Annotated in this window: 13 protein-coding genes and 1 pseudogene; 9 read left to right on the forward strand and 5 right to left on the reverse strand. The window is 64.6% G+C overall.

All coding sequences use genetic code 11. The features are described from left to right. Positions 1 to 1754: 1754 nt before the first annotated feature. Both AB0E88_RS00005 and AB0E88_RS00010 read left to right on the forward strand, forming a co-directional pair. Entirely contained in the window at positions 1755 to 1922 is a 168-nt protein-coding gene (locus AB0E88_RS00005) for a hypothetical protein (protein ID WP_361621055.1), read from the forward strand. Positions 1923 to 2561: 639 nt separating this feature from the next. Beyond that, a complete protein-coding gene (locus AB0E88_RS00010; RefSeq protein ID WP_361621058.1) occupies positions 2562 to 4016 on the forward strand; it encodes a HEPN domain-containing protein in 1455 nt (484 codons plus the stop codon). Between the two features lie 722 nt (positions 4017 to 4738). Here AB0E88_RS00010 and AB0E88_RS00015 read toward each other — a convergent pair. The 3 genes and pseudogenes from AB0E88_RS00015 to AB0E88_RS00025 all read right to left on the reverse strand — a co-directional run bounded on the left by AB0E88_RS00015 (position 4739) and on the right by AB0E88_RS00025 (position 6767). After that, complete coding sequence (locus tag AB0E88_RS00015; protein WP_361621061.1) at positions 4739 to 5209, reverse strand: hypothetical protein; 471 nt, start codon at positions 5207 to 5209, stop codon at positions 4739 to 4741. Positions 5210 to 5225: 16 nt separating this feature from the next. Further along, positions 5226 to 5870, reverse strand: coding sequence for a sigma-70 family RNA polymerase sigma factor (locus AB0E88_RS00020; protein WP_361621064.1), 645 nt, complete (start codon positions 5868 to 5870; stop codon positions 5226 to 5228). Positions 5871 to 6216: 346 nt separating this feature from the next. Then, positions 6217 to 6767, reverse strand: a pseudogene (locus AB0E88_RS00025) (transcriptional regulator). Positions 6768 to 7019: 252 nt separating this feature from the next. Here AB0E88_RS00025 and AB0E88_RS00030 point away from each other — a divergent pair. The 5 genes from AB0E88_RS00030 to AB0E88_RS00050 all read left to right on the forward strand — a co-directional run bounded on the left by AB0E88_RS00030 (position 7020) and on the right by AB0E88_RS00050 (position 11140). Continuing rightward, the gene (locus AB0E88_RS00030) at positions 7020 to 8015 is read left to right on the forward strand and encodes a terpene synthase family protein (protein WP_361621067.1); all 996 of its coding nucleotides are present in this window, start codon (positions 7020 to 7022) and stop codon (positions 8013 to 8015) included. Positions 8016 to 8191: 176 nt separating this feature from the next. Beyond that, complete coding sequence (locus AB0E88_RS00035) at positions 8192 to 8713, forward strand: hypothetical protein (protein ID WP_361621070.1); 522 nt, start codon at positions 8192 to 8194, stop codon at positions 8711 to 8713. A 96-nt stretch (positions 8714 to 8809) separates the two neighbouring features. After that, the gene (locus tag AB0E88_RS00040; RefSeq protein ID WP_361621073.1) at positions 8810 to 9439 is read left to right on the forward strand and encodes a transposase; all 630 of its coding nucleotides are present in this window, start codon (positions 8810 to 8812) and stop codon (positions 9437 to 9439) included. A 179-nt stretch (positions 9440 to 9618) separates the two neighbouring features. Beyond that, positions 9619 to 10017: a hypothetical protein gene (locus AB0E88_RS00045; protein WP_361621076.1), complete on the forward strand. Its 399-nt coding sequence runs from the start codon at positions 9619 to 9621 to the stop codon at positions 10015 to 10017. 484 nt (positions 10018 to 10501) lie between these two features. After that, entirely contained in the window at positions 10502 to 11140 is a 639-nt protein-coding gene (locus AB0E88_RS00050; RefSeq protein ID WP_361621079.1) for an SMI1/KNR4 family protein, read from the forward strand. Positions 11141 to 11314: 174 nt separating this feature from the next. Here the strand turns inward: AB0E88_RS00050 and AB0E88_RS00055 are convergent, their stop codons facing one another. After that, on the reverse strand, positions 11315 to 12037 hold the full coding sequence (locus AB0E88_RS00055; RefSeq protein WP_361621082.1) for a hypothetical protein: 723 nt from the start codon (positions 12035 to 12037) through the stop codon (positions 11315 to 11317). Between the two features lie 511 nt (positions 12038 to 12548). Here AB0E88_RS00055 and AB0E88_RS00060 point away from each other — a divergent pair. Further along, positions 12549 to 12962: a hypothetical protein gene (locus AB0E88_RS00060; RefSeq protein ID WP_361621085.1), complete on the forward strand. Its 414-nt coding sequence runs from the start codon at positions 12549 to 12551 to the stop codon at positions 12960 to 12962. A 63-nt stretch (positions 12963 to 13025) separates the two neighbouring features. Here AB0E88_RS00060 and AB0E88_RS00065 read toward each other — a convergent pair whose 3' ends face one another. Beyond that, the gene (locus AB0E88_RS00065) at positions 13026 to 19244 is read right to left on the reverse strand and encodes an RHS repeat-associated core domain-containing protein (protein WP_361621088.1); all 6219 of its coding nucleotides are present in this window, start codon (positions 19242 to 19244) and stop codon (positions 13026 to 13028) included. 656 nt (positions 19245 to 19900) lie between these two features. Here AB0E88_RS00065 and AB0E88_RS00070 point away from each other — a divergent pair. After that, positions 19901 to 23189, forward strand: a 3289-nt coding sequence (locus AB0E88_RS00070) for a VCBS repeat-containing protein (protein WP_361621091.1), incomplete at its 3' end; no start/stop codon positions are given.

Below are 23189 nucleotides of genomic sequence, written 5' to 3' on the forward strand. Positions count from 1 at the left end.
CGCGCGGTCTGCTCCGCAGACGCGACGCGGTGCCGCTACGCGGCACTTCCGGCGCGGAGCGCCGGAGCACCCCGGCTCCGCCCGGGGGTTGGGGCGCCACTCCGTGCCGCCCCAACTGACCAGCGCTCCACGCTAGTCAGAGAGTCTGGCCGCTCCGCGACCAGACCGAAAAGCGCAGCGAGAGGGAGATGGTCGGTGCCGCAGGTCCCGCCTCCTCGACCTGACAGACAGCCACCCTCCCTCGTAGTGCGTCAAATTGATACCCAGCTAGATTCTGGGATGACAGCACATCCCCTCCCCTACCCCTGAGGCTGCATCAATTCCCTTCCGGGCTAAGTTCTGAGTTCACACCACACCCCCGCTCCGCCGCGTCGTGAATGGCACGGTGGGCCCCGCCCGGAAATTCGTCCGTATTTCCCTGAGAACATCGCAACAACCCTGTGCTTCCCCTGCCCCGCTACGCCAATTACTGGAAAGCGACACCGGGCTTTAGGCGGCAGCTTCGTTGTGCGACAACTACCTCGAGGTGGTGCCGTCTTTGGCAGGATGCCGCCGGAGGGGGTGTTCATGGTCAAGGGGCCGTACAGCCATGGGAAGACGCAGGAGGAAGTCCTCCGCGAGGTGAGAGTCCACATGACTCGTATCAGCCGGCGTCGTAAGCGTTTTGAGTCTGCGGGACAGCACGCCCTGCGTGATGTGCGGAGGCGTGTCGCTGAGGCCGTCGCGGCCGGGATCAGTGCCGAGGAAGCCGCTGCGATAACGGGTTACAAGCTCCAGACGGTAGCGCGGTGGCTGATCAAGCGTAGGACTGCAGTGCGGGTGGTGCCTGTCGATAGGGCGCGTGAGCAACTCGATCGGATCCGGGAGTGGCGGCGCCGTACTGCTCGGGATGAGTTGAAGATCTCGGCCAGGGCGCGGGCCCTCGTACGGAGGGCGGTGGAGGCGGGCATCGGGGTGGAAGAGTTCGCCGAGGTGACCGGTTACTCACTGAAGACCGTAAATAGATGGTTTGCATCGGTTCACCGTGCTTTGGAGCAGCGGCAACGGCAGCGGGAGCTCGCGGCGGCTCGTCGGGGTAGGAGGCGCCGGCCGCCGCAGCACCTGTCGCCTGCCGAGCGCGAACGCTGGCTGGCTGAGGCGGAGAGGCGGCGCCGACGGGCTCGGCAGAGGTACGGGTTGAAGTCGGGATGGAGGCGAGGAGCGCGTAGTCGTCAGCTCGAGGTGCCTGCGGCGAGCGCTCGGCGGTTGAAGAAGCCTTCAGCAGGTGGGGCTAAGCAACACCGGAAGCGGCGGCAGAAGTGATCCCCGCCACACGCGCGTGCTCGCGCGCGTGGACGTGCGCACGCGTAGCGGCAAGCATATTTGCTACTGGCTGGTAAGTAGGCAGCTGTGGCGGCTGAGGTGACGGACCGTCTGGGGCTACTGTCGACGCACTCCCAGCAGCTGAACGTCGGGACGGCTGTGCAGCCGCTGGGTGTGCCGGCCGCGGCTTGCCTGGCTGAGCCTTGGCAGGCAGATGTTGCTGGCAGCAGTAACGCCCTCAGCACAACCGGCTGAGGGAACGAGCTGGGGCCTGCTCGTCGGAATCTTGGCGGATCGTGGCGAGCAGGCCCCCGGACCCAGAAGGGCCCATGTCCATGACGGTACACAGCGACGGACAGCCCGTGCCCGCCGCAGACAGTGCGTTGGCACACATGGGGAGTGCCTCAAGCCCTCTGCAACGAGTTCAGACCACGACGGTCAAGATCCTTACCGTGCTGCTCGCGATCATGACCGGCATCGCCGCAGCGTTGGCCGCCTACATCGTCGGCTCTCACCTGACCAAGGACGCGGCGGACCCCATCATCTGGGCAGCCACAACATTTCCAGCGACTACCGGCCTCGTCGTGCTCCTGTTGGAGAAGACCGGCCTCCTCGCATAGCGCCCCAGAGGCTCTCGAAGCGCTGTACGGCGTTCTGACGGCCAAACGGAAGCGCCATGTGGGTTGGTGTCACTGAGGGTCCGAAAGCCCGGTGAGTCGGCTGTGTGGCCCCTTCAACGGCCGGCTATGAACCCGTCGCATGCCTGTGGCGTTAAGGAGCGCCTGCACTGCACGTTTCTGAGGCGCGGGAGACGACAGACAGTCGCCCGACCAGGTGGCGACAACGAGGGCGTCCGGCAAGCCACCGGGCACCTCGTTCCCCGCCCAGACGCGGTGTGGCGGAGGCGAGGCGATGGTGCCGGTCAGGCAGCACATGGTCAAGCCTCGGAGGAAGGGCGCGAAGGACGACCTAGGTGACGACCCGCAGTGAGCTGCCGTATACGCGACGCGGAGCTCACTGCGGTCGCCCTCGTCTGAGACTGCCCATGGCTGCTGGGCTGGTAGCGGCACTACTCGACGCAGTTGGCGTCCTGCCAACCGGCGAGGCGTGCTGGTCGAGGGTGATGACCTGGCAAGTGGCTGCCGCTACAGAGGAATCTGGGTACCCGGGCGCAGTTGTCCATCGAGCAGCAGGAACGACCGTCCGGGGCACCAGTGGGAAGCTGGAGGGGCTGCACAGGTGGGTCCGAGAGGGGACACGTGAGTGACGAACAGCTTGGCGCGTGGTGGCTTCCACATGCGCCGACTCTGCGGGTGCCTGGGTTGCTGACCCGTACAGAGGACGGGTGGCAGTTGAACCTCATCGGCACCCTGATGGCAGACGCGGGTGGCTGGGACGGCCTGCATCTTGTCCCGCCTCACACCATCTGGGGGTCCTGCCACGGGGTTCCGTACACCCTCCTGCAGTGCTTCCTGGTCGACGAGGTACGTGGACCAGACCCCAGCTTGACTCGCAGTGCCAGCGACCAGTGGACCATGACGTGGCGCGTCGAACGGCTTGTCCATGGAGCTGAGGTCACCGAGGCGGCTCGCTTCTCCGTAGCGGAGTTCGAGATCACCGGTCTGCCAGCCTGGTGGCCTCCGAGCGGGTTGCGTGGCCCGCAGGCGCGTGCCGGGGCCTACGCCGCGCCCGACGACGTGACCAGCCTCCTGGACGACGGAACGATCAGCATCGGAGTCCGAGAGAACCGCCGTTTCGGCCGCCGGGTGAGATCCCTGCGTGAACGCGTGGTGGTGAGGGCCACCAGGAGTTCAGGCTTCACCCTGGACCAGTTGGAGAAGGAGATCGTGGGCCCTATGCGGGCCCTGATCGCCATCGGGGTCGCCGAGCCGGTCAGCGTGTTCAACCTGCGTGTCGTACCCAAAGATCCCCTCACGGAGGACGGAGGGCCGCGTTTCCTCACAGTCGACCCTCACGACGGTCAAGAGCCCGAAGAACCTGCACCGACAATGCAGGCTCCACTGCCGCTGTCCCCTTCCCTGGATGGCATGCCATCGTTCATCCCGGCGTGGCTAGAGCTGGCCCGCCGCTGCTCCGTTCCGTTGGACGCTGTGGAACCTCACCGACGGTCCGGGTCCCTGCAACTGCAGCTTCTCGACGTCGTCAACGCAGCCGAGACACTCCACCGCGCTCTCCACGAAGAGCCGGCGGAGCATTCTTTCGCGGAGCGCGTGCGTAAGGCTCTCGATGACGCGGGAGGCTTCAACGCTGCCCAGCGCCGCGACGTACGTGACGCAGTCAAGGTATTCATGGGCATCACGCTGGAAAAGCGCCTCCTGGTCCTGGCCGAAGAACTCGGGCCCGAGGTGTGCCAGTGGCTCTTCAACGGCACAGTCAAACCGTGGGCCTATGTGACAGCCCGCATCCGCAACGCCCTGAGCCACGGCTTCACCGCCGCCGACGGAGTCCACGAAGATCCCGGGGCCCTCGCGGGCGCGCTGTACCTTACCGAGGCCGTCATCACGCTCCGGCTCCTCACTGAGGCCGGCCTGCCTGCAGGCGCGGCCCTGACCACACAGCTCAACAGGCACCTCGGGATGCGCTCTCTGGCCAAGCAGAGCATCGCCGACTGGCCCGCACTGGCCCACCGCATCAGCCCAAGCCAGTGGCCGCAGCCCGAACGCCCAGAGGAACAATCGGCATCACCGGAGTGACGGACGCGACACGCTTTCGCCGTGCGCGGGGCCGGCGGTGTGGCCCGCTCCGGCTGACGCTGGAACGCCGCGCCGGGCCCGGCGCCTTGAGGCACGCGCTGGAGGTTGATCCGGTCCCCAGATCTTTCTCAGGGCCTGGTGGGTGTGGGCGAGGGCGGTGCCGTGTCAGCTGGTAGGCCGGGCAACGTGTTTGTCGGTGCCGGCGGCGCGCCTGCTGGTGTTACTTGCGGCGCGTTGCGTGGGAAGACGCTGGGGTCTTTGTCCCACAGGAGGTACAGCGCGGTGAGGATGCCGAGGCCTACGAGGATGGCGGCCCCGAGGCGCGGGTTGCGGTAGGCGATGTATACGCCTACGGCCGCGAGTGCGAGGGCGATGATGAGAAGCAGTGTCATGGGTGTGTGGTTCCTCCTTGGTCTCGTAATAAGGACGGAGCCAGGGGCCTGTGTTTTGCAGGTGATTGCGAACGATGAAGGGCCCGGACCTCCAACCCCGGTCCGGGCCCTTCGCGTCAGCTTTTCGGGATTCTCCTACTTGTCCCCGACTGACACTCGAGGACTATTCCCCCGTACCTTGGCTCCCGACTAGCTGATGCAACAGTTGTTTTGCTACTGATGGCACCAGCAGCGCTGCCCACCGGGGCAGAATCCGTGATGCATGTTCCCTCCACTGTCGGACTCACGGTCTAACGGGGACCGCGGGTCGGCTGGTATCGCTGAAACTGTTCAGCGATAGTTTGTATGAAGCTGGTGGATGCTCTGCTGAACGCTGGGTCGTTCGGCAGAAAGATCGAGGGCGAGTTCATCGACGATAGCGACGGCCACTTCGTCGCGCGCATCGGCCGCGTGGAGCCACCACACGTATGCTGCTATTTCGTCGTCGACCTGCTCTACGATCTCTGCAATCCTTCTGAGTACACCTCCCTTCTCCTTCTCCTCGGCGGCTGCGGACAGCAGGAACCGCAGTTCCTCCAGGAGGTCCTCCCGTGTCGGGGGAGTGATCCATGCCTCCTGGTCACCTTCCTCGACCGCGGCCGACTGCGGGCAGCCCGTGCTGGTGGCTGCACCGCAGTCGGCCGCGCCCCGGGCAATCCCTATGGACGAGAAGAACTCGTCAAGGAATTGCCCGGGGTCGGGAAGGTCGCCTGAGGAAAATCGGGAGCTGAGCGCCAAGGTGAGCCGTTCGGTGACGTCCACGATGGCTTTCTCCCTTCTACTTCTCCTTGTAGGCTTCCTCAAGAGCCTTAATGGCTCTCTTTTCGTAGCGCCGGGCGGTCGCCTCAGAAACACGGAGGACGGCTGCCAGCTCTGCGAATGTCAGCTCCTGCGTGAAACGCAGGTGGATGACCAGACGCCATGTCGGATGCAGGTTCTTCAGCAGTTTGAACAACCTGGCATCGTCCTCGACGCGCGAGTACCCGTCTTCGGTGACGGATTCTTTCCTGGCCTCTTTTTCTTGTCGCAGGGTCCGCGTCATTTCGCTACGAGCTATATCCAATGCGGCATTGAATACGGCCCGGTAGGAATAACCTGGATTGTTCAGCACGACATTCCTGAAGTCCGCACTGGGCCACGATTTCCAAAACCGGTACCAAACGGTTTGGACCGCATCCTGTGCATCCCAGAGGTTGCCAGTGACGCGGTATGCGGCTCCGATGAGGCGTCCCGTGTTTTCTTCGCAGTGCCTGACGAAGTCGGCACGGGCTTCCGGAGATATCGCCTCTGCGGCCAGAGTGGCTTCCTCTCGCCCAGAGTTCAGATCCGGCGTGGCTGCCGGTTCTGCCGACTCGTCAGGAGGATGAGGGCCTTGGTGCGCCTCGTCCTCCTGTGAGTCTTCGAAGTGGTCGCCGATGTCCACCGACGGCCCCTCCTTCCCGGGGAGACCGGCTCGGGCCCGTGTCCCCAGAGGGCACCGAGTCCGATGGGCCCAGGGTGGGAAACCCGGGGCTTGTAAAGCAGGACGAAGCAGAGCCACGGTTCCTGTCACCTCCTGCCAAGATTTTTTACGGCACCCTTCGGTTCTCCGCACGGGCGACGCCCGGCGACCGGCTCGTGCGCCGGCGACCCGCCCAAGTCCTGCTGGAGGACGGGCCGCAGTAGGCTGCCTCGCGGGCCCTGCCCCGCTTTCAACCGCCCGGGAGATGCGGGCAGGGCCCGCACGTACGCCGGGAAGCCCCGTCTCATCGCTGCCGCTTCAGCCGAGGTCAGGCGGCGAAGCCGATGTTCGACACGAACTCGTACTGGTCCCGTGCGGAGCCGAGGTCGACGACGGCGTCGGATACCCATGCGTCATCGAGGGCCTGGTCGTCGCCGGCGGCCCAGGCGTCGACGATGCGGTCCCAGTGGCGGACGTTGAGGGTGCGGTAGCTGAGCGCGCGCTGGCGCGGCCCGGGGACCTGGGACTGGTTGAGCGGGTGGAACTCCACGCGGGTGCCGCGGCCGCTGCGGTTGAGGCGGGCGAGCAGGCAGCGGGCGACGTTCTCACGCCGCACCAAGCGGTACGCCTGCTCGATGCGGTTCAGGTTGTTCTTCGATGGTGTGCGGGTGCCGGGGCGCGGATGGTGCGGTCGGTGGCGGTGAGCCCGGCCTCGCGGGCGGCGGCCCGGGTGCGGTCGGTGCGGGTGAGGTAGTGCAGACGGGCCAGCAGGCCGCGCCGGGCGGTGATCGGTGTGGCGACGAAGCCGGCGAGCGCGTCGAGCTGGCGGGCGACGGCTTCGTGTCCCTTGATGCCGCGCGCGCCGTACCTGGCCAACACGGCAGGAACTCCTGATACCGGTCGAGCCAGCCGGACACCCGGCGAGCCGGCGGGAGGGCGGCCCCACCGCGGACAGAGGGTGGTGGGGCATGGGTGTTTGCCGCTGTGCGCCGATTCCATGCGCCACTGTGCGCCCTGACGCTGCTTCGCATATCCGCTCAGACTGGGGCTCGTGTACTCGAACGGCTTCCCCGATGGGGATCTACGAGGTCCTTCCAACAGAGGGAGTTGTTGCCACCAGTGCCCAGGAACGTGGACTTCTACATTCCCTTCGAGCTTCGAGTCAATCCGGAGACGGCCCAGGCGCGCACCCGGCACGAGGCGTGGGTGAAATCGAGCGGGCTGCTGCCCGGTCCCGAGTTCTACGGCCTCTATGAGGCGTGGGACTTCCCGAAGCTGGTGAGCTACACGTACCCGACGGCCACGGGTGCACGGCTGGACTTGGCGATGAACATGATCGGGCTGTCGTTCGTCTGGGACGACCAGCACGAGAGGCTGTGCCAGCGCGACCGGGTCAGGGCCGTGGCGCACTCCCGGGAGATCATGTCCATCTTCCACCAGCCGCTTGAGCGGTTCACCGGGCCCGAGGTTGCAACGACGGTGCGGCTGTGGGCGCAGCTGTGGCGGGAGCTGTCGGAGGGGATGTCGTCCAGCTGGTGGTGCCGGGCCGCTCAGGGCTGGGAGTGGATGGCCGCCAGCTTCCCGCAGCAGGCACGGGATCATGCCCGGCCCGTGCCTGGCCTGCGCCATTACAGCCAGGTGCGCAGGGGCGTCGCGGGGGTGGAGCCGACCTTTGCCTCGCTCGAGGCGATCTGGGGTTGCGAGGTTCCCGCGCTGGCGTTCCACTCGCCGCAGGTGCGGCTGATGCACGATGCGATCGTCTGGGCGACGATCTGGTGCAACGACGTGTACTCCTTGGAGAAGGAAGAGGCCGACGGCGACGTCGACAACATCGTCCTGGTGCTGGAGAACGCCCGGTCGTGCTCCCGGAGGGAGGCCGTGGACGAGGTGGTGTCCATGGTCAAGGAGGAATCGTGTACGTCGGAGGGTGGGGAACGCTGGATCTATGGACCGCCGCTAAAGCGGCGTTCGGGGTGGTCCAGGCCCGGGCCTGCGCCTTCGCCGTGGCGCTGCTGGCCGGGATCGGGGCCGCCCGGCTGCAGGCCCCCAGCAGCGGGGCCTGGCCGCGCTGGTCGGGCGGGAGTTTCTGGCACTCGGCCGTGGGGGCATTCCACAGGCAGTGGTTGACCGTGCCGAGGTGGAGGTCAGCGAGCTCGTCCCGAAGCAGGGTGATCTCCAGGCGTGCCTCAGCTCGACGACGGAGTCCATCGATCCCTGCCCCCCGCGCACGCGGGGGTGGCCCCGCCTGCGACTCTGTCTACTCGGACTAGGGCGTGTGCCGGAAGTAATCTAGGTTGGCTGGCGTGGCTGGGTGGGGGCGGGGTTATCGATATGTCGGACCGGTCGAGCTGAAGGCTGCGGTCCGGCCTGGTGACGGCGGGCGACGGATCGGTTCGGCGGCTGACTTCAGTGGCTGGATCGTGGAGCAATCCGCGGCGGAGCTGGCCGAACCGTTCACCTTCGTGGTCGGTATGGATGGTTTGCTTCGGGTGGCGCCACGGCGAAGCGAGCACGTGGCTTGTGCCAGCGGAGACATGGTTCTCAGTGCTGGCGAGATCAGCTTTGGGCGCGAGGCAGACCGGTGGACCGTGAGCGAGGTCAGCAACCAGTCCACCGGGTACTGCCCGGACGTCAACTCCTGGGCGGAGGTCGCCCGTGCTCTGGACGCTATAGGGCTCCAGCGGCCTTCCGGTTTCACCCACGAGGTTGTATTCCGGCGGTGTCCCGACTGCCAGGAGCACAACATCGTGCGTGAGGACGACTTCGTCTGCGTTTTCTGCGGCAGCGATCTGCCTGCGGCATGGAACGTGGATCCCACCGCGTGACGGCAGGGGTTACAGCCACTAGTTCGGGGGTGGTCCCGGTCCCCTACTGCGAGAACTGACCGAGATTCGTCTCGTCTGCTCCCCGCGCGTGCGGGGATGGCCCCATCCGGGCGATCTCCCCGCCCGAAAAGGAAGCCTGCTCCCCGCGCCCGCGGGGATGGCCGTCCTCGACGAGTACAAGCCCTACCTGGACGAACGCCTGGGACGAGGGCTGCATACGCCTGGAAGCTCTGGGAAGAGATCGTTCGCTTGGGCTATCGAGGAAGCTACGGCAGGGTCAGCGCCTACCTGCGAGAGAAGCGCCCTTCGCCACGGCCGGTCACCGCGCCACCGCCGGCACCCCGCTCGGTGACGAGATGGATCCTCAGCCGACGCGAAACTCTGACCGAGTCCGAACAGCCCAGGCTCAAGGCCGTCCTTGCCAACTGCCCCGAACTCGACGCCCTGACCGGTCGCGTCCGATCCTTCGCCCAGATGCTCACCGAGCGCCAGGGCGAACGGCTCCCGCAGTGGCTCGACGTCGTCCGTCAAGACGATTTGCCCAGCCTCCACACTCTCGCAGCAGGTATCGACCGAGACCGCGACGCTGTCATCGCTGGCCTGACGCTGCCCTGGAACTCCGGTGTTGTTGCAGGCCACGTCAAAAGGATCAAGATGCTCAAGCGGCAGCTGTTCGGCCGAGCCAGATTCAGCCTGCTACGCAAGCGCGTATTGCTGGCTACCTGATCAACCACCCGATTCTCGGTGATAGGACTTGCCTCCACGGAAAGATGATGCGGGGGGCGAGAGCATGGACGCAGTAGTAGCGATCAGCCTGATCCGTATAGCCGCTGTCAGACTTGGCCACGGAACCCTGGCAGCGCCCCTCGGACGCTTATCTGGTCCAGTTGGGCCTGGACGCCCTGATGGCCGACATCGAGGCTCCGTCGCTTCCCTTGCTGGCTGGCCTCGCGCGTGGTGAGCATCCTCAGGCCCGAGAGCTGTTTGACCTTGTGCTGGAAGAGTTGGGTCTGCTGCCGCTGACCTCGGACGATCTTGCGAAGGCGCGATGGACCGCAGCCCAGTGGTGGGCTGGCCAGATCGTGGCGTGCCAACTCGATCCCGTGCACGGAGCGAAGCTGATCTATGGAGAAGCTGCAGCCGAACTCGGCTACCCCGATGTGCTGCAACCCATCGTTGATCTGGCGACAGCGCTCGACCTGCCGAACGATCAACCTTCGGACCAGCAGCACATTCGCGACCGGGTCACCTCCGCGGCGCGAGACTTTCTCGCCACAGAAGCGCACCGGAGCCACAGCCTTTGAGCTACGTCGCATGACCCCGTGACCGGTTCACGGAAAGCGAGCCAGAACCCGTTCTCATGGACAAAGCCAGGGGATAGTCCCGCCACCCGCATCATCACCGCGTTCATGCGGCCCCGCTCCCCGCGCACCCGGGGATGGCCCCTGGCAGGCGCGGCGCCAATCCAGCCGGTTGGCCTGCTCCCCGCGCCCGCGGGATGGTCCCGCGATGATGCTTGCGTCGATGCCGACTGGGAACTGCTCCCCGCGCCCGCGGGGGTGCTCCCGAGATCGCCGCGAACACCATCACCTCGCCCGCTGAAGCCGATCAGCGAGGAGTGCCTGGGCTCGGAGAAGTACCAGCTCAGTCTGCGTCACCTGCTCCGCGCCCGTGCGGGGATGCTCGTCGGAGTGCTCAGGCACGTACGGATGAACGTACTCAGCTCGACGTTCAGTAACGCGGGGGCTTGGAGGATTTCGGGTGGCCCCAGAGTGCGACAATCTGGCCGTGTCTGAAGAGTTGTCGCGCTGGTATCGAGGCCGCCTGGTCGTGGGGCCGTTCACGCCGTTCGAGATCAGTGAAGTCGAACGTCTCGAACGGGAGATCGGGCTCCCCCTGCCGCGTTCCTATCGCTCATTCCTGGAGGCGGCAGGCGGGGGGAATCTCACGTACTCGGTCCGACTGTCGGCTTGCGACCCGGAGCCGCTCCAGAGTTTCGACGGCCTCTATCAGCTCGGCCGTGACAGCGACGGCGGATACGGCTGGAACACTCTTCTGGGCGAGTACCGGCGCAGCCGTGAGGGGTGGTTCGCCCGTGAGGTCTCACTGGCCGGCCATCTCCCGATCGCCCGCAACGGCGGGGGCGACACGCTGTTCCTGGACCTGAACCCGGCGACCCATGGCCGGCTCCATGCCTTCGTGCATGGCATTCTTCACCCGGGATACCTGTCGAAAGGGGTCTTCACCAAGGTCGCTGACGACTTCGACGCCTATCTCGATAGTCTGGTCGTCGATCCGGACCTCGCTGAAGACACCTGGGCCGAGGTCGTTGACACTGACTCCACCGACCCTTGGCGGCGGGCCGTCGAGGAATGCCTGGACAAGGAACTGCCGGGCTGGCGTGCTGAGCCGTGGGCGGCGGCCTGAGTGCCTGGGCCGGGCGATTGATCAAGCGACGTTGGTGTCGCGTTCGATCGCGGCGAGCCGGCTCTTCACCGGTAGCTCGGACCGTTGATAGACACGACGTCGCAGTCGCGCAGGAGCCGGTCGACGCGTCGATCCGCCTTCGCATCAGGCAGTGACAGACCGCTTGCGACAGCCCTACCGCAGGCGCAGGACCGAAGCACTCCACCCGAGGGCCTCGGGTGTGTGCCAGCGTGGCCTCTCACCTTCGCGAGCCATGTCCTGGCCTGCGGCGAACGCTTGCTGATGGGCTGGGTTGCGTTCCAGGACGCGCTTCCACAGCTCACGTGCCTGCGCTTGATGACCGGAGCTAACGAGGAACTCGATCAGGTCCTGGGCGAAGCCCCACGCAGTGAGTAGGGCATCAGGAGCTGTCTGCGGGAGTTGTTCGGGATCGGCTGAGCCAGCAAACCACGGGAGCGCGGTGCTGCGCAGGTGGGTGGCGCACCGCTCCAACCTCGCCCAGCGCTCCTCGGGACGGGTGAGCACCACGACGTGCTCGCTGGACATGTCCAGGAAGCTGGAGGCGCAGACGATCGCCTCGACGGATTCGGGACGGCTAACGGTCAGATCTGCGTTGGCCCGGCGCCACGCAGCCAGACCGTCATCGAAAACGGTCAGGCTCGCCACGATGAACTGGATCAAGTGTCCCGATCGGTTCCACTTGCTCGTCTCCAGCGTGATCACCTCGCGGCGTCCCGCCCCGCGCCGCTCCAGCCAGTGCCGAGAGCTGACCCAGTTGAACTCGTCGAGCATCAGTGCCAGACACGTGGCCCCGTTCTGGACAACGTCAGTTGGCCTTTCCATCTGTGTCAGGCGAGCAATGTGGCCATCGGGCTGCGGCGACTCCACGTCGCTCATGATGCCGCACGATGATCCGCCGGACAGAACCTGAACGCGGAGTGAGGAAGCCGCCGGCTATGTGGCGAGCTCGCGCGATGTCTGCCCGGTCTGTACCCGGTGCCCTCGTAGTTCGGCACTTGCCAGGCGTGGTCCTCGCCCGTCCTGCACAGACCCGAGGGCCTGTTCGCGGCCACCATCCCCTGGTTGTGGACTGGCAGCGTGACGTGATCATGTTCGCTGCTGACGGCTTCTCACGCTGGGTGCTCCTCCGGGTGCCTGTGCAAAGGGTGGCCGTAGGCCGGCCCAGGGAGGGCTCAGGTCGTCGGGTCTTCCCAGGCTGGAGTGCCGCGGGTTGCAGGACGGGCCGTCGTGCAACCGGCGGCACTCCCGCTGGGGTCTGGCGCAAGGCCCCCACCGGTTACGGGGCAGCCCTTCACCGGAGTGAGCCCCGGTGAACCGCCGGACCTTTACGGCTCGGCAGGGTAATTGGGAAGCATCACGCCCTCGGTGCGTCAGTCATACTGCTCGCATGAGCAGACTCACAGAAGTCATTGTGTTGGCCCGGGAGGCGGAGGCGGTGATGGCACCCCTGACCCGCCCTGATCAGGATCGGGAGTGGCATCAGTGTTTCACTCGCATCGACGATACCTTTTTCGCTGGCGGGGGCGTTCCCTCCGAAGATGAACAGTGTTATGTGTGGGTCATCCAGTTCGAGCGCATCAACTGGACTGGGCTCTTCGCGCACCTTGAGTCGCTGCCATGGCCTGAACCCTGGTCAGTGCAGGTACTGGTGCGGGACGAGGAGGATGATTGCTTCGGGCTGTGGATGCTGTATGACGGCAAGCTGACTGAGGTGCCATTGCCCCGGACCCGCCGAGAGCCGTTCTCCTACACAATCAATGGTGTGCTTTCACGCACAGATCGCCCCGGCTATCGCGAGTGACCCCGAGGCCCGTCCCCGCACGAATAAGGGGACGGGCCTCGTATTTTCTCGTTACTTACCGGCCTAAGCCCAGTTCGCCGGGTCTTGAGTTGGGTCATACCAGGGATCGATTGAGTCCCCCAGCAAGTCCCATGGGTCGATGGTGTCTTCAACCATGTTCCAAAGCCCGTGACCCCAGCCGTCTTCCCTGACGTAACTGGGTGCCTGAGCGGCCGCCAGGAGACCGCTGACGGCCAGGGGCATCACAGCTCGCGCCCTCGAGCCGGGAAGCCTTGGTACTACCGGCCTGCCCGGCACCTTGACGGGCGGGGCGGGACTACGATGGGTATCGAAGTTTCCTTGCGGATAGATCACCCGAACGTTGGGATTGCCCTGGTAGTAGTCGGCGTATTCCTTTGCCTGCGTCATATCTGCGGCAACGAAAATGACGGTCGACGTCTGGTTCTTGAGTTTGTTTCTGATCGTGCTGGCGTTTTGCTCAACCGTTCGGCTGGGCTTCGACTCCGTCGCGTCCGCCGTCTCCACTCCCACGATCTTGCCATTTTTCCACGTCACCTTGACGAAGTCCGATGTCGTCTCCGGTTTTACCGGATTCCCATCAGCATCCTTGAGCGGCGCCTTTTTCGCCAGAGTTGTATTTCCTGCCTGCGATTCGTCTTGCAAGAGGTACTGCGAGCCACTGGTGACGCCATTCTTCGGGTCATAGTAGAGGCCGGCCCGCTTCAGGTCTTCGTTGATCCAGTCGATTGCCTTCGCACCGGAGGCGTCGGGGGTGTCGGTCATGTGATGAGGGACACCGTTATTGTCGTAGACAGTCTTGATTTTGCCCGTGCCGTCTACGTCGGCCTGCAGCTTCTTGCTCTTGTCGACGTGTTTCAGGGTCTGCCCGTCGCACTGTGTTGGGTGCGTCTGACAGTAGGCTCGTTCGTCCGGATCGTAGAGCCCTGACGGGTCACTACTTGTAATCGGGTTGTTGTGGCTGTAGCCGTACCCGTCCATCTGGAGCGGGTCGGTGTTGTCCATCACCGGGTCCACTGAGATGAACCGGCCGATCGCCGGGTCATACTCGCGCGCGCCAAGGTGGGTCAGTCCGGTATCAGCGTCGCGGACGCCGCCGACGAAGCTGCGGTCACCTTGCCATGTGGCGGGCTGGTTGCCTCTCGGGCCACCGAACAACGCGGTCTTTCGGCGGACGACTCCCTGGGTTGCCGAATCGACCTGGGTGGTGCCGGTGCCGTGGTGGTCGGAGAACAGGAAGGTGAGCTTCCCGCCGGCCCGCATCGCAACAGTCGTTTCCCCGGCCTTGTAATAGCGGGCACCGGTGACGGCTCCGTCCTTCGCCAGCTTCAGTTCATTGCCGGCCGGCAGGTACAGGGTGGTCCCCGCCGAGTCGCTGCGGGTGAGACGATCACCGTCGGCGTCGTAGGTGTAACTTGTGACCAGGACGCCCTGGGTAGTGCTCGCGAGGTGACCCTCAGAATCCCATTCCAAGGTCTGTTCAGCAGCTGAACCGATCTTGCGGCTCTTGGTCGCACCTGTCTCGTTGTACTGGTACGACTCAGTCAACTGACCGGCGGGACCGGTTTGCGTGACCGAGGTCAAGGTGTGCTTGCCGGCAACCGGGTCCGCATAAGTGCGAACGACGTCGCCCGTCGGACCGGAAGGCGTTTTGTGCTGAATCTCGGTCTTCCGGTTACCAGTGGGGCCGTAGCTGTAGGTGGTCCAGTAGGCGTCCGGACCGCCCACAGTGGCCGCGGAGGGGCCTGCGGTGCATCCCTGGGCCACACCGGGTGCGACAGTCCACGCTTCGGTGATCTGGCGCAGGGCATCCAGTGTGAAGCACTGGGTGTCGGTCACCGCTTGGGCGTCCTGGCCCGAAATGGTTTGGACCGATGTGATATTGCCGTAGGGGTCGTAGCTGTAGTGGGAGTCGTCGATGCGCTGAGGGGCCAGCTCGCGATCACTTACTGAGCGGGTGAGGGCCCCGGTGTGCTCGTCGTACTCGAACGAGTTCCACAAGTGCTTACCGAATGCGCCGTACTCCGCACGGGTGACGCGGCCGTAGTGGTCGTATGTCATCGCGGAAACCAGTGGGTCGGTCCCTGCGCCGACCGTGTTCAGTTGTCCCCCGGTGGCTGTGTAGGTGTTGGCTACTCTTTCCGAGGGCAGGCCCCCGATGGCCGGGTGCTGGACCCACATCACCTGGCCGGTGTTGAGGTTGTAGCTTGTGGTCCACTTGTAGGTGCCGGCGAGTGCGCCGGTCTGCGGTGTCGCCGGAATGGTGATCTGGTTGACGACCGGAAGGTACAGGCTGTTGTAGCTGGTGACGGCCTCTTCATAGGCGTTGCCGTCGATCCAGCGTGTGGCCTTTGCGAGCCGTCCCTTGCCGCCGGCGGCAGTGTCGTACGACCACGTAGCAAGGGTGGTGGCGCCCTGCTTCAGCGCGGTTTTGCGGCCGAGCTCATCGTAGTCCGTGTGGAGGGTCTTGCCACGTGCGTTTGTAATGTCCGTGGCCCGGTCCCCTGCATCGAACGTGATGTCGGTGATGCCCTTGTCCGGGTCCTCGATGTGGGTCTGTCGGCCCCGGACGTCGTAGCCGTACCGCCACGTGGCGCCAGCCGGGTCGGTGACCTGCTCCAGGAGCCCGCGGTTGTTGTACGCGTACTTGGTTGTCTCGAACGTCGTCCGGTCGGCGTTTGTGTAGTGACGGATTTCTGTGTTGCGACCCTTGGCGTCGGTGAGCGTGGTTGTGGCGACACCGCCTTGTGCCGGGATCACCGTCGTGGAGTCACCGGTGTAGGTGGTGGTGGTTCGCCTTGTCTCGTCGCCGTACTTGCGAGCAATGACGGCGACGACTCGGCCTGCTCCGTCGTACTCGGTGTCTGTGGATGCCGGGTAGTTCAGTTCTTGCCCGGTGACCAAACCAGGCTCGGGCTGACCACTTGCGAAGTAGGTACCGGATGTGCGCCAGGCCAGCCCGCGCGTGTCGTAGAAGGTCTCGTTGAGCAGTCTCCCTGCACCGTCGGGTGAGGGTGCCTGGCTTTGCCGAACTCGCAGAAGACCGTCATACAACGCGTAGCTGGTGCGGTAGGCGCTGTTGTGGTCGAGATAGCTCGTGGTCACCACGTTGGGCCCGTCGTTGCGGACCGTGTACGCGAAGGTGTAGCTCGGGGAGTCGGGGTAGGTGGTTGCCGAGCGGGCCGGAGTCCAGATCTTCGTAACCCGCCCCAGCGCGTCGTACGACGTCGTTGTGACGCGGCCGTTGGCGTCCGTGACCGACGTCGGCAGGCTTCGCAACGGGTCTGCGACTGTCGTGATCTGGTGGCCGAGCGGGTTGGTGACCACGGTGGTGGTGGGCACCTCACCAACGGCTGGGGTGTAGGCCGTCGTCGTCTTCTTGCCGTAGAAGTCCGTGGTGCTCAGGGGTCGGCCGTAGATGTCGTAGTCGGCGGCTGGAGTAGTGCTGGTGGTGTCGTAGCCTGTGCCGGTGCCATTGATCTGCTCCAGTTTGGTGACGTCACCCTTTACTGGAGCTGCTCCGACGGTGGTCGAACCATCGAAGTAGCTGCGGTTGTCAGAGATGACGTCTGCCGGTCGGCTGATGGTGCTGCCGCATGCGCCGGCGACCACTTCGGTGCGGTATACGCGGTTCAGTATCCAGGCTGACGTATTCCGCGCGAAGTAGGCGGTGGTGCAGGTTTCGTCGCCAGTTTTCGATACGTCACCAAGGTCGGAGGTTGTCGTCACCATGCCGTAGGCGTCGAAGGACCGCGTCAGGGCGGTCTTTCGCACTCCACCCGTGACGGTGGTCTGGCTCTCTTCATTCGCTACGCCGGTGTGGTAAGCCATCAGATCTGGCAGGCCTGCGCGTGCGCGGGTGGCTGTGGGCGTTGCCGAGCGCCAAGGGGTGGAGGATGTGGCGGTGATCAGTTTAGAGGTGTCGTCGCCGTTAAAGGTGGCGGTCGCGCGGGGCATGCCCGCGAACTGGTCGCGGTCAGTGACGGCGACTCCGGCGTAGTCCTTTACGGCGGACCCGTCGAGGCCTCGGAAGTATCGAGTCTCGGTGAGTGTCCTGGGATCGCTTGCGGCACCGGTGCGGGTCTGAACCCGACCGTAGCCTCGTGGGACGCTGTACGTGCGGTCGTCGGCCTTGGTGAACTCGTCTGTGCTCTTGATCCAGGCGGCGCCGTCTAGGTATGAGTACGAGGTGACCTTGTCCGGCGTTTCTACGAGATTGTCGCCTTCGACGACCTGCGTGACCACATACGTGTTGAACCAGTCCAGGCCGGCGGTGTCTCCTTCGAAGGCCCATTTCACGGGGAAGCAGCGCCTGGTGTTGGTTCCGTCAGCCGGCGGCAGGTCTGTAGGCGTGCAGTCGGGTTGTGAGTAGTAGGCAGCGAGGGTGCCGCCGCTCTCAGTTGTGATTTGAGACATCCGTAGCCGGATGAAGGGGGCCAGGCTGTCGCCTGTTTTGTCCACCCGGTTGGGCCGTGGCTCGCCACTGAAGGTCACAGGAGGGAGGGGGTCGCTTCCTCCGGCTTTACCGGTGCGCTGGATCGACTTCAGCCACATCGGGGTCGAGACGCCATCGCCGGAAGGGGGGAATTCGTGTGCCAAGGACCAGGTGTCCACGTCTTTGTGGACGCCCCCTGTGAGCACCTTGGTGGTGATGGTGGTCAGCCGCTTCCGGGACCAGAAGGTGGGGGCGAACTGGTTCTTGCATTCGTCCCCGTCCTTGCAGTATTGGTCGAAGGGGACGTCGGGCCAATGCGTGGCATTCGTTTCGTCGAACGTGCCACAGTTGCTCAGGCAACGCTCAGAGACGCCAAAGGCGACCTGCCCCATGGGCTTGCTGGTGTACACGGCATTGGAGCGAAGCCCGTAGTCGATCCTGCCCAGCCAGCCGCCTCTGATGTACGAGGTGGGTGTGCCCTTGCCTGTGGTCTCGTCGAAGGCCCGGGCATAGTTGTTCTTTTCGGTGTTCCAGTAGTACGCCATGGCGTTGCCGTGCACGTCCACCACATAGTCGAGCTGCCAGCGCCAAGCCTGCTGACACCAGCCACTGCTGAAGCTCGCGTTGTAGCACGGTTCGCCGGTCTGATTGCCGAAGACAGGGACCGTCCAGGCGGAATTGGTCACCGGATCGTCGGCGGCCGTGCCGTTGTCCTTCCACCCGGGCAGCCTGTTCAGGCCAAAGAAGTACTGGGTGCCGTCAGCCGTGGTGACCTTCCAGTACTCACCGTTGTTGTCGCCGTTGGTAGCACCGGTCAGTCTCTCGACCTTCTCCGCAGAGTCGGCTTGCGGGTGCCAACCTTTGCCCTCCTCGTAGACCAGCTCTGTGGACTTGCCGCCAAGGTTGAGTGTGGCGTTGTCATTGAACCAGCACTGGTCGAAGCGCTTGGTCGTATTGGTACCGTCGGTCTTGTCATCCTCACAGGACTTGTACCTGCGCTCGATGAAGCCCGGTTCGTAGGACCAGCCGTCACCTATCCAGCTCGGCTGGTTGTTGGAAGCCGCGGTTCGGCCATCCACCGACTGCGAGTTGTAGCCGAGGCCAACGTTTGGTTCCAGGCCGCCTGGTACCGAAGGGACCTGGACTGGATAGTTCCAGCTGAGCGCGCCAGTGGATCCTCCTGCGCTCCAGGAGCTAGACGCTTCCAGCGGGGTCGCTTTGTAGTCGCCGGTCGCCCCTGAAGCACCCGCTGTGACTGCCAGGATCATTGGCTGTGACTGAGCGGCCGTCATGGACGAAGCACTCTTGGCGCCAGCAAGCGGGCCCTCGTCAACTTGCGCCGACAGACGTCCAGTCTTCGTGTCGTTCGTCGTTCTCAGAGGCTTGTTGATGCGGCACTTGCTCAGCTGCGGAGTACGCCAGGCGCAAGACGGCATCTGAACCAGTCGCAGCCGTGCAGCCCAGTCGCCGCCGTAGGCGTTGCGGAACGCCGAGTAGTCCACCTCTACGTGCAACGCGTCCCTCTGACGCGTCACTGACTTCTGGTTGAGGGCCAGCAGCAGACCATCGACGCCGGCCTGGCGTGTCTTGGTTCGGTCTGCAACCGTGACCTTGACCCTGTCAGCAGGTTGCTGCGACGGTGCTACGCCGCGCCTACCTGCAAGTTTGCTGATGTACAACGGCAAGTTCCCAGCGCGACTGGCTTCTCCCTCCCGTACTTCCACGTCCGCCGAGCGCTGCTGAGGCCAGGCGGCCTTTGGTGGCTCGTGCCAGGGGTGCTTGGCCACGTAATCCGCTGGCTTGGCACTGCCCACCTTCACAGGTTGCACCGGCACAGTCTTCGGCTGCTTCAGGCCGGGGAGTGAAATCTCGTCCCCATTTCCGACAGCAGCGGACGAAGTTGCCGGTAGCACCCCCGCTATCACTACGGCAGCAAATGAGGCTGCCCATGCATGTACGCCGAAACGTCTCATGCACCCCTCCCTAAGTAATGCACAAGATCAACCGGCGGAGAATAGCAGGGCATGAGGGACGAGGAAGAACTACTCGCCAGTCATTTCCGAGACTAAGCCCGTCAGTGATGCACACAAAGAAGCCTCAAGCCTGCAGACATGGACCACTCACAGTAACCCACAACATAACGGAATGATTTATAACACATCGCCACTCTGCCTCCTGGCCTGCGGATACGCACAGGCGACGCCCTTCCACCAGGCATTGGGATGTCGTGAAGTACCACCCATATCGGACTGATCCGCAGTGCTTGATCAGCAGATTTTCTGTAGATCCGCCACAAAAGCCACATAAGGGCCTGCAGCTCGCTGATCTTGCAGCTATAGTCCCGAACGGCTGTCCACAAGAAGGGATTTTCATGCGACAGATAAGACCCGGGCGGGGGGCTTCAAGAGGGGAAAGACCCGGGTGGGGGGCGCCCAGGAAGCGGTGGGTTTCCGCCATCTTTTGCCTCTCTCTGGCGAGTTTCCTCATGGCCCCTGGCCTGGTTGCGCTGCCGCCTTCGGCTGCTGCCGCCACAACGGAAACCGACCCTGTCGCCACCGGTTCGAAGAGCGAAGAGGAATACGCACTCGAGCAGGCGGCGGCGACTGGCCAGCCCTACGAACTGCTCTCCGCACGGACCGAGTCGTCAGACACGTGGGCTCTGCCCGACGGCACTTGGTCGGTCAAGCGGTACGGCACTCCCGTCCGTGTGCTGCGGGCCGGCGTCTGGGTTCCCACCGACTCCACACTGGTCTTCGCCGCGAACGGCAGCGTCGTGCCGAAGGCCACGTCCGTGGCGGTCACCTTCTCCGGGGGTGGGAACGGCCCCCTCCTGTCAGGAGTGAAGGACGGCCGTACTCTGACGCTCACTTGGCCGAAGACGCTTCCCAAGCCCACTCTGGCCGAGAACGTGGCCACCTACCCCGAGGTGCTGCCCGGGGTGGACCTCCAGCTCAAGGCTGAGGTGGAGGGTTTCTCTCAGCTGCTGGTCGTCAAAACGGCCGAGGCTGCGAAGAATCCTGCACTGGCGTCGCTGAAGTACAAGCTCGACACGGTCGGGCTCAACGTCTCGACCGACCCCGAGACGGGGAGCGTCACCGCCGTCAATCCAGCCGGTCAGACCGTCTTCACCAGTCCCAGCCCGCTGATGTGGGACTCCACGACGGCCACATCAGGCACCGCCACCGCCACTTCCGGGGCGCGCACGGCGCTCGCGGCAGGGGCGGACGCCACGGCACCTGCAGATGCCTTCGAGCCGCAGGCCGGCGCACAGGATGCTCAGATGGCCACGACGGTCACGGACTCGACGCTCGAGATCAAGCCTGATCAGGCGCTGCTGACCGGGGCGAACACGCAGTACCCCGTCTACATCGATCCCTCGTGGGCCTGGGGCAAGCGGCAGAACTGGACACGGGTCTACAAGAAGTACCCGAACACCTCCTACTGGAACACCAAGGAGGTCGTGCGGGTCGGCTACGAGAACGAGACCTACGGCCTGTCACGGTCGTTCTTCCAGCTGGACACGTCCAACATCCGTGGCGCGCAGGTGAAGTCGTCCGTGTTCCGGATCAAGAACACGTGGTCGTGGTCCTGCCAGGACCGCCCCGTGGAGCTGTGGCGCGTGGGAGCCATCTCACCGAAGACCACCTGGAACCGGCAGCCCGCCAAGTACTCCAAGATCGCCACGGTGAACGACGCCAAGGGCTGGAGCAAGGACTGCGCCGCGGGCAACCTCGAGTTCGACGCCACCAGCGTGATGCGCGAGGCAGCGTCGAAGCAGTGGACGAGCGTCAACCTCGGCATGTACGCCTCCGATGAGACGGACACCTTCGGCTGGAAGAAGTTCGACGCCAAGACCGCCGTTCTGGAGACGAAGTACAACAACCCGCCCAAGACGCCGACGGGCCTCGGCACGAACCCAAACACGGCTTGCGTGGTCGGCGGTCTGATCGGCAATACGCGCATCAGCCTCTTCGCGAAGTACGACGACGCCGACGCGGGCAACCTGACCGCCGAGTTCCAGGTTTTCAAGGCAGGTAGCACTACGCCGACGGTGTCCCAGAGCATCCCAGCCGCCAAGGGAAAGATCGCCACCCTGGCTGTCCCGGACGCGAGCCTTCCCACCGGTGACTACACCTGGAAGACCCGGACTAAGGATCAGGACGGCGCCTACTCTGCTTGGTCGACCACCTGCAAGTTCTCCGTCGATCGCACCCGCCCGAGCAAGTCACCCGTAATCAGCTCCCCGCAGTTCCCGGACGGAAGAGCCGGCTGGCCCCTGAGCACAGGCCAGGCCCGCACTACGGGCACGTTCTCTCTCAGCCCGAACGGTGTGACCGATGTGCGCCGCTACTACTACCGCACGGACTGGGACGTGAAGCTGCTGGATGTACCCGTGACAACCGACGATCCAGCCACACCCGAGAACGAGGCCGCCGCAGTCGTCAAGCTGACGCCGCCAGGCGCCGGGCCGCACTTCGTCTACGCCTACAGCGCTGACTCCGCGGGCAATGTGTCAGATACCGCGGCGTACCTCTTCTACGCCAACAGGTCGGCCGAGCGGGACGGCCCCAATGACCTCAACGGTGACGGGAACAACGACTTCTGGAGCCTGGACGCAAACAACGCGTTGCTCACCTATGCCGGGCAGGGCAACGCACAGTTCTCCGCGGCAGCCAACGGTGGCATCTCGCTAGCCAACGCCCAGGTCACGTCACGGGGGGACTGGGGCCAGGACGGTTACAACGATCTCGTGTCTCTCGAGTACGACGGGGTGACCAAGACCAAGAGGTTGTGGACCTACAACAACAACGGTCGCGGCGCTGTCTCCACAGAGGAGCGTACAGAGCTAACGGTCTTCTGCCCCGTGCGAAATGACGAGGACTGCGTCGGGTCCGACGATTGGGCGGGAGACGATCACTGGTATAACGCCGAACAGGTCGTCGCTGCAGGCGACATCAACGGCGACACCAGCCCGGACATATTGGTCAAACAGGGCAAGCAGCTTTGGGCGTACTACGGGAACCGTGGCAGCCGTACTCTCGACGGCGTCCGCGAACCTGTCCTCGTCGGCAACGGCGACTGGGACCAGTTCACCGTCATCGTCCCCGGCGACACCAACGGCGACGGTCTGCCCGACCTCTGGCTGCGACAGAACGCAACGGGCGATATCTATCGCGTCTATGGGACCAAGGGCAGCGACGGGAACGTCGACGTGACTGCCTGGGGCGCAGCCGGCAATCGAGTGAAGATCGGTTCCGGCGTCAATGCGGCCGACTTCCCGACTCTCGGCTCTTCCGGCGACTTGAACGGCGATGGGATCGCCGACCTGTGGGCGCGCAAGGCCGACAACTCCGTGCAGGGATGGCTCGGCAAGGTACCGGGCTCGGACGGCATCGCCTTCCAGGCGTCGTTCCCCATCAGCCGAACCCAGCCGACCGGTACCCCGGGAGGTACACCGGGTAAGCCCGACATGAACGGCGACACTCTGGGTGACATGGTTGTCCATGCGCCCGACGGGGCTATTGCCATCCGTAGAAAGCAGCCGACTGGGCCGTACTTCGACACCGGTACTTACGTGACTTGGGGCTGGGAGGACTATCTGGGCAAGGCCGGCCAGGGCAAGCTGTACTTCGCTGATGTCGACGGCGACGGCACCAAGGACCTCATCGCCCACGGCACCGACGGCAACATCATCGTCCGTCGGAACAACCGCACCGGCACTGGCTTTGACACTGGGACTTTGATGAGTTCGCACTGGTCGAACTTCCTCGGGC

The organism is Streptomyces sp. NPDC028635, from assembly GCF_040637635.1.
In the GTDB taxonomy this organism is placed as follows: Bacteria; Actinomycetota; Actinomycetes; order Streptomycetales; family Streptomycetaceae; genus Streptomyces.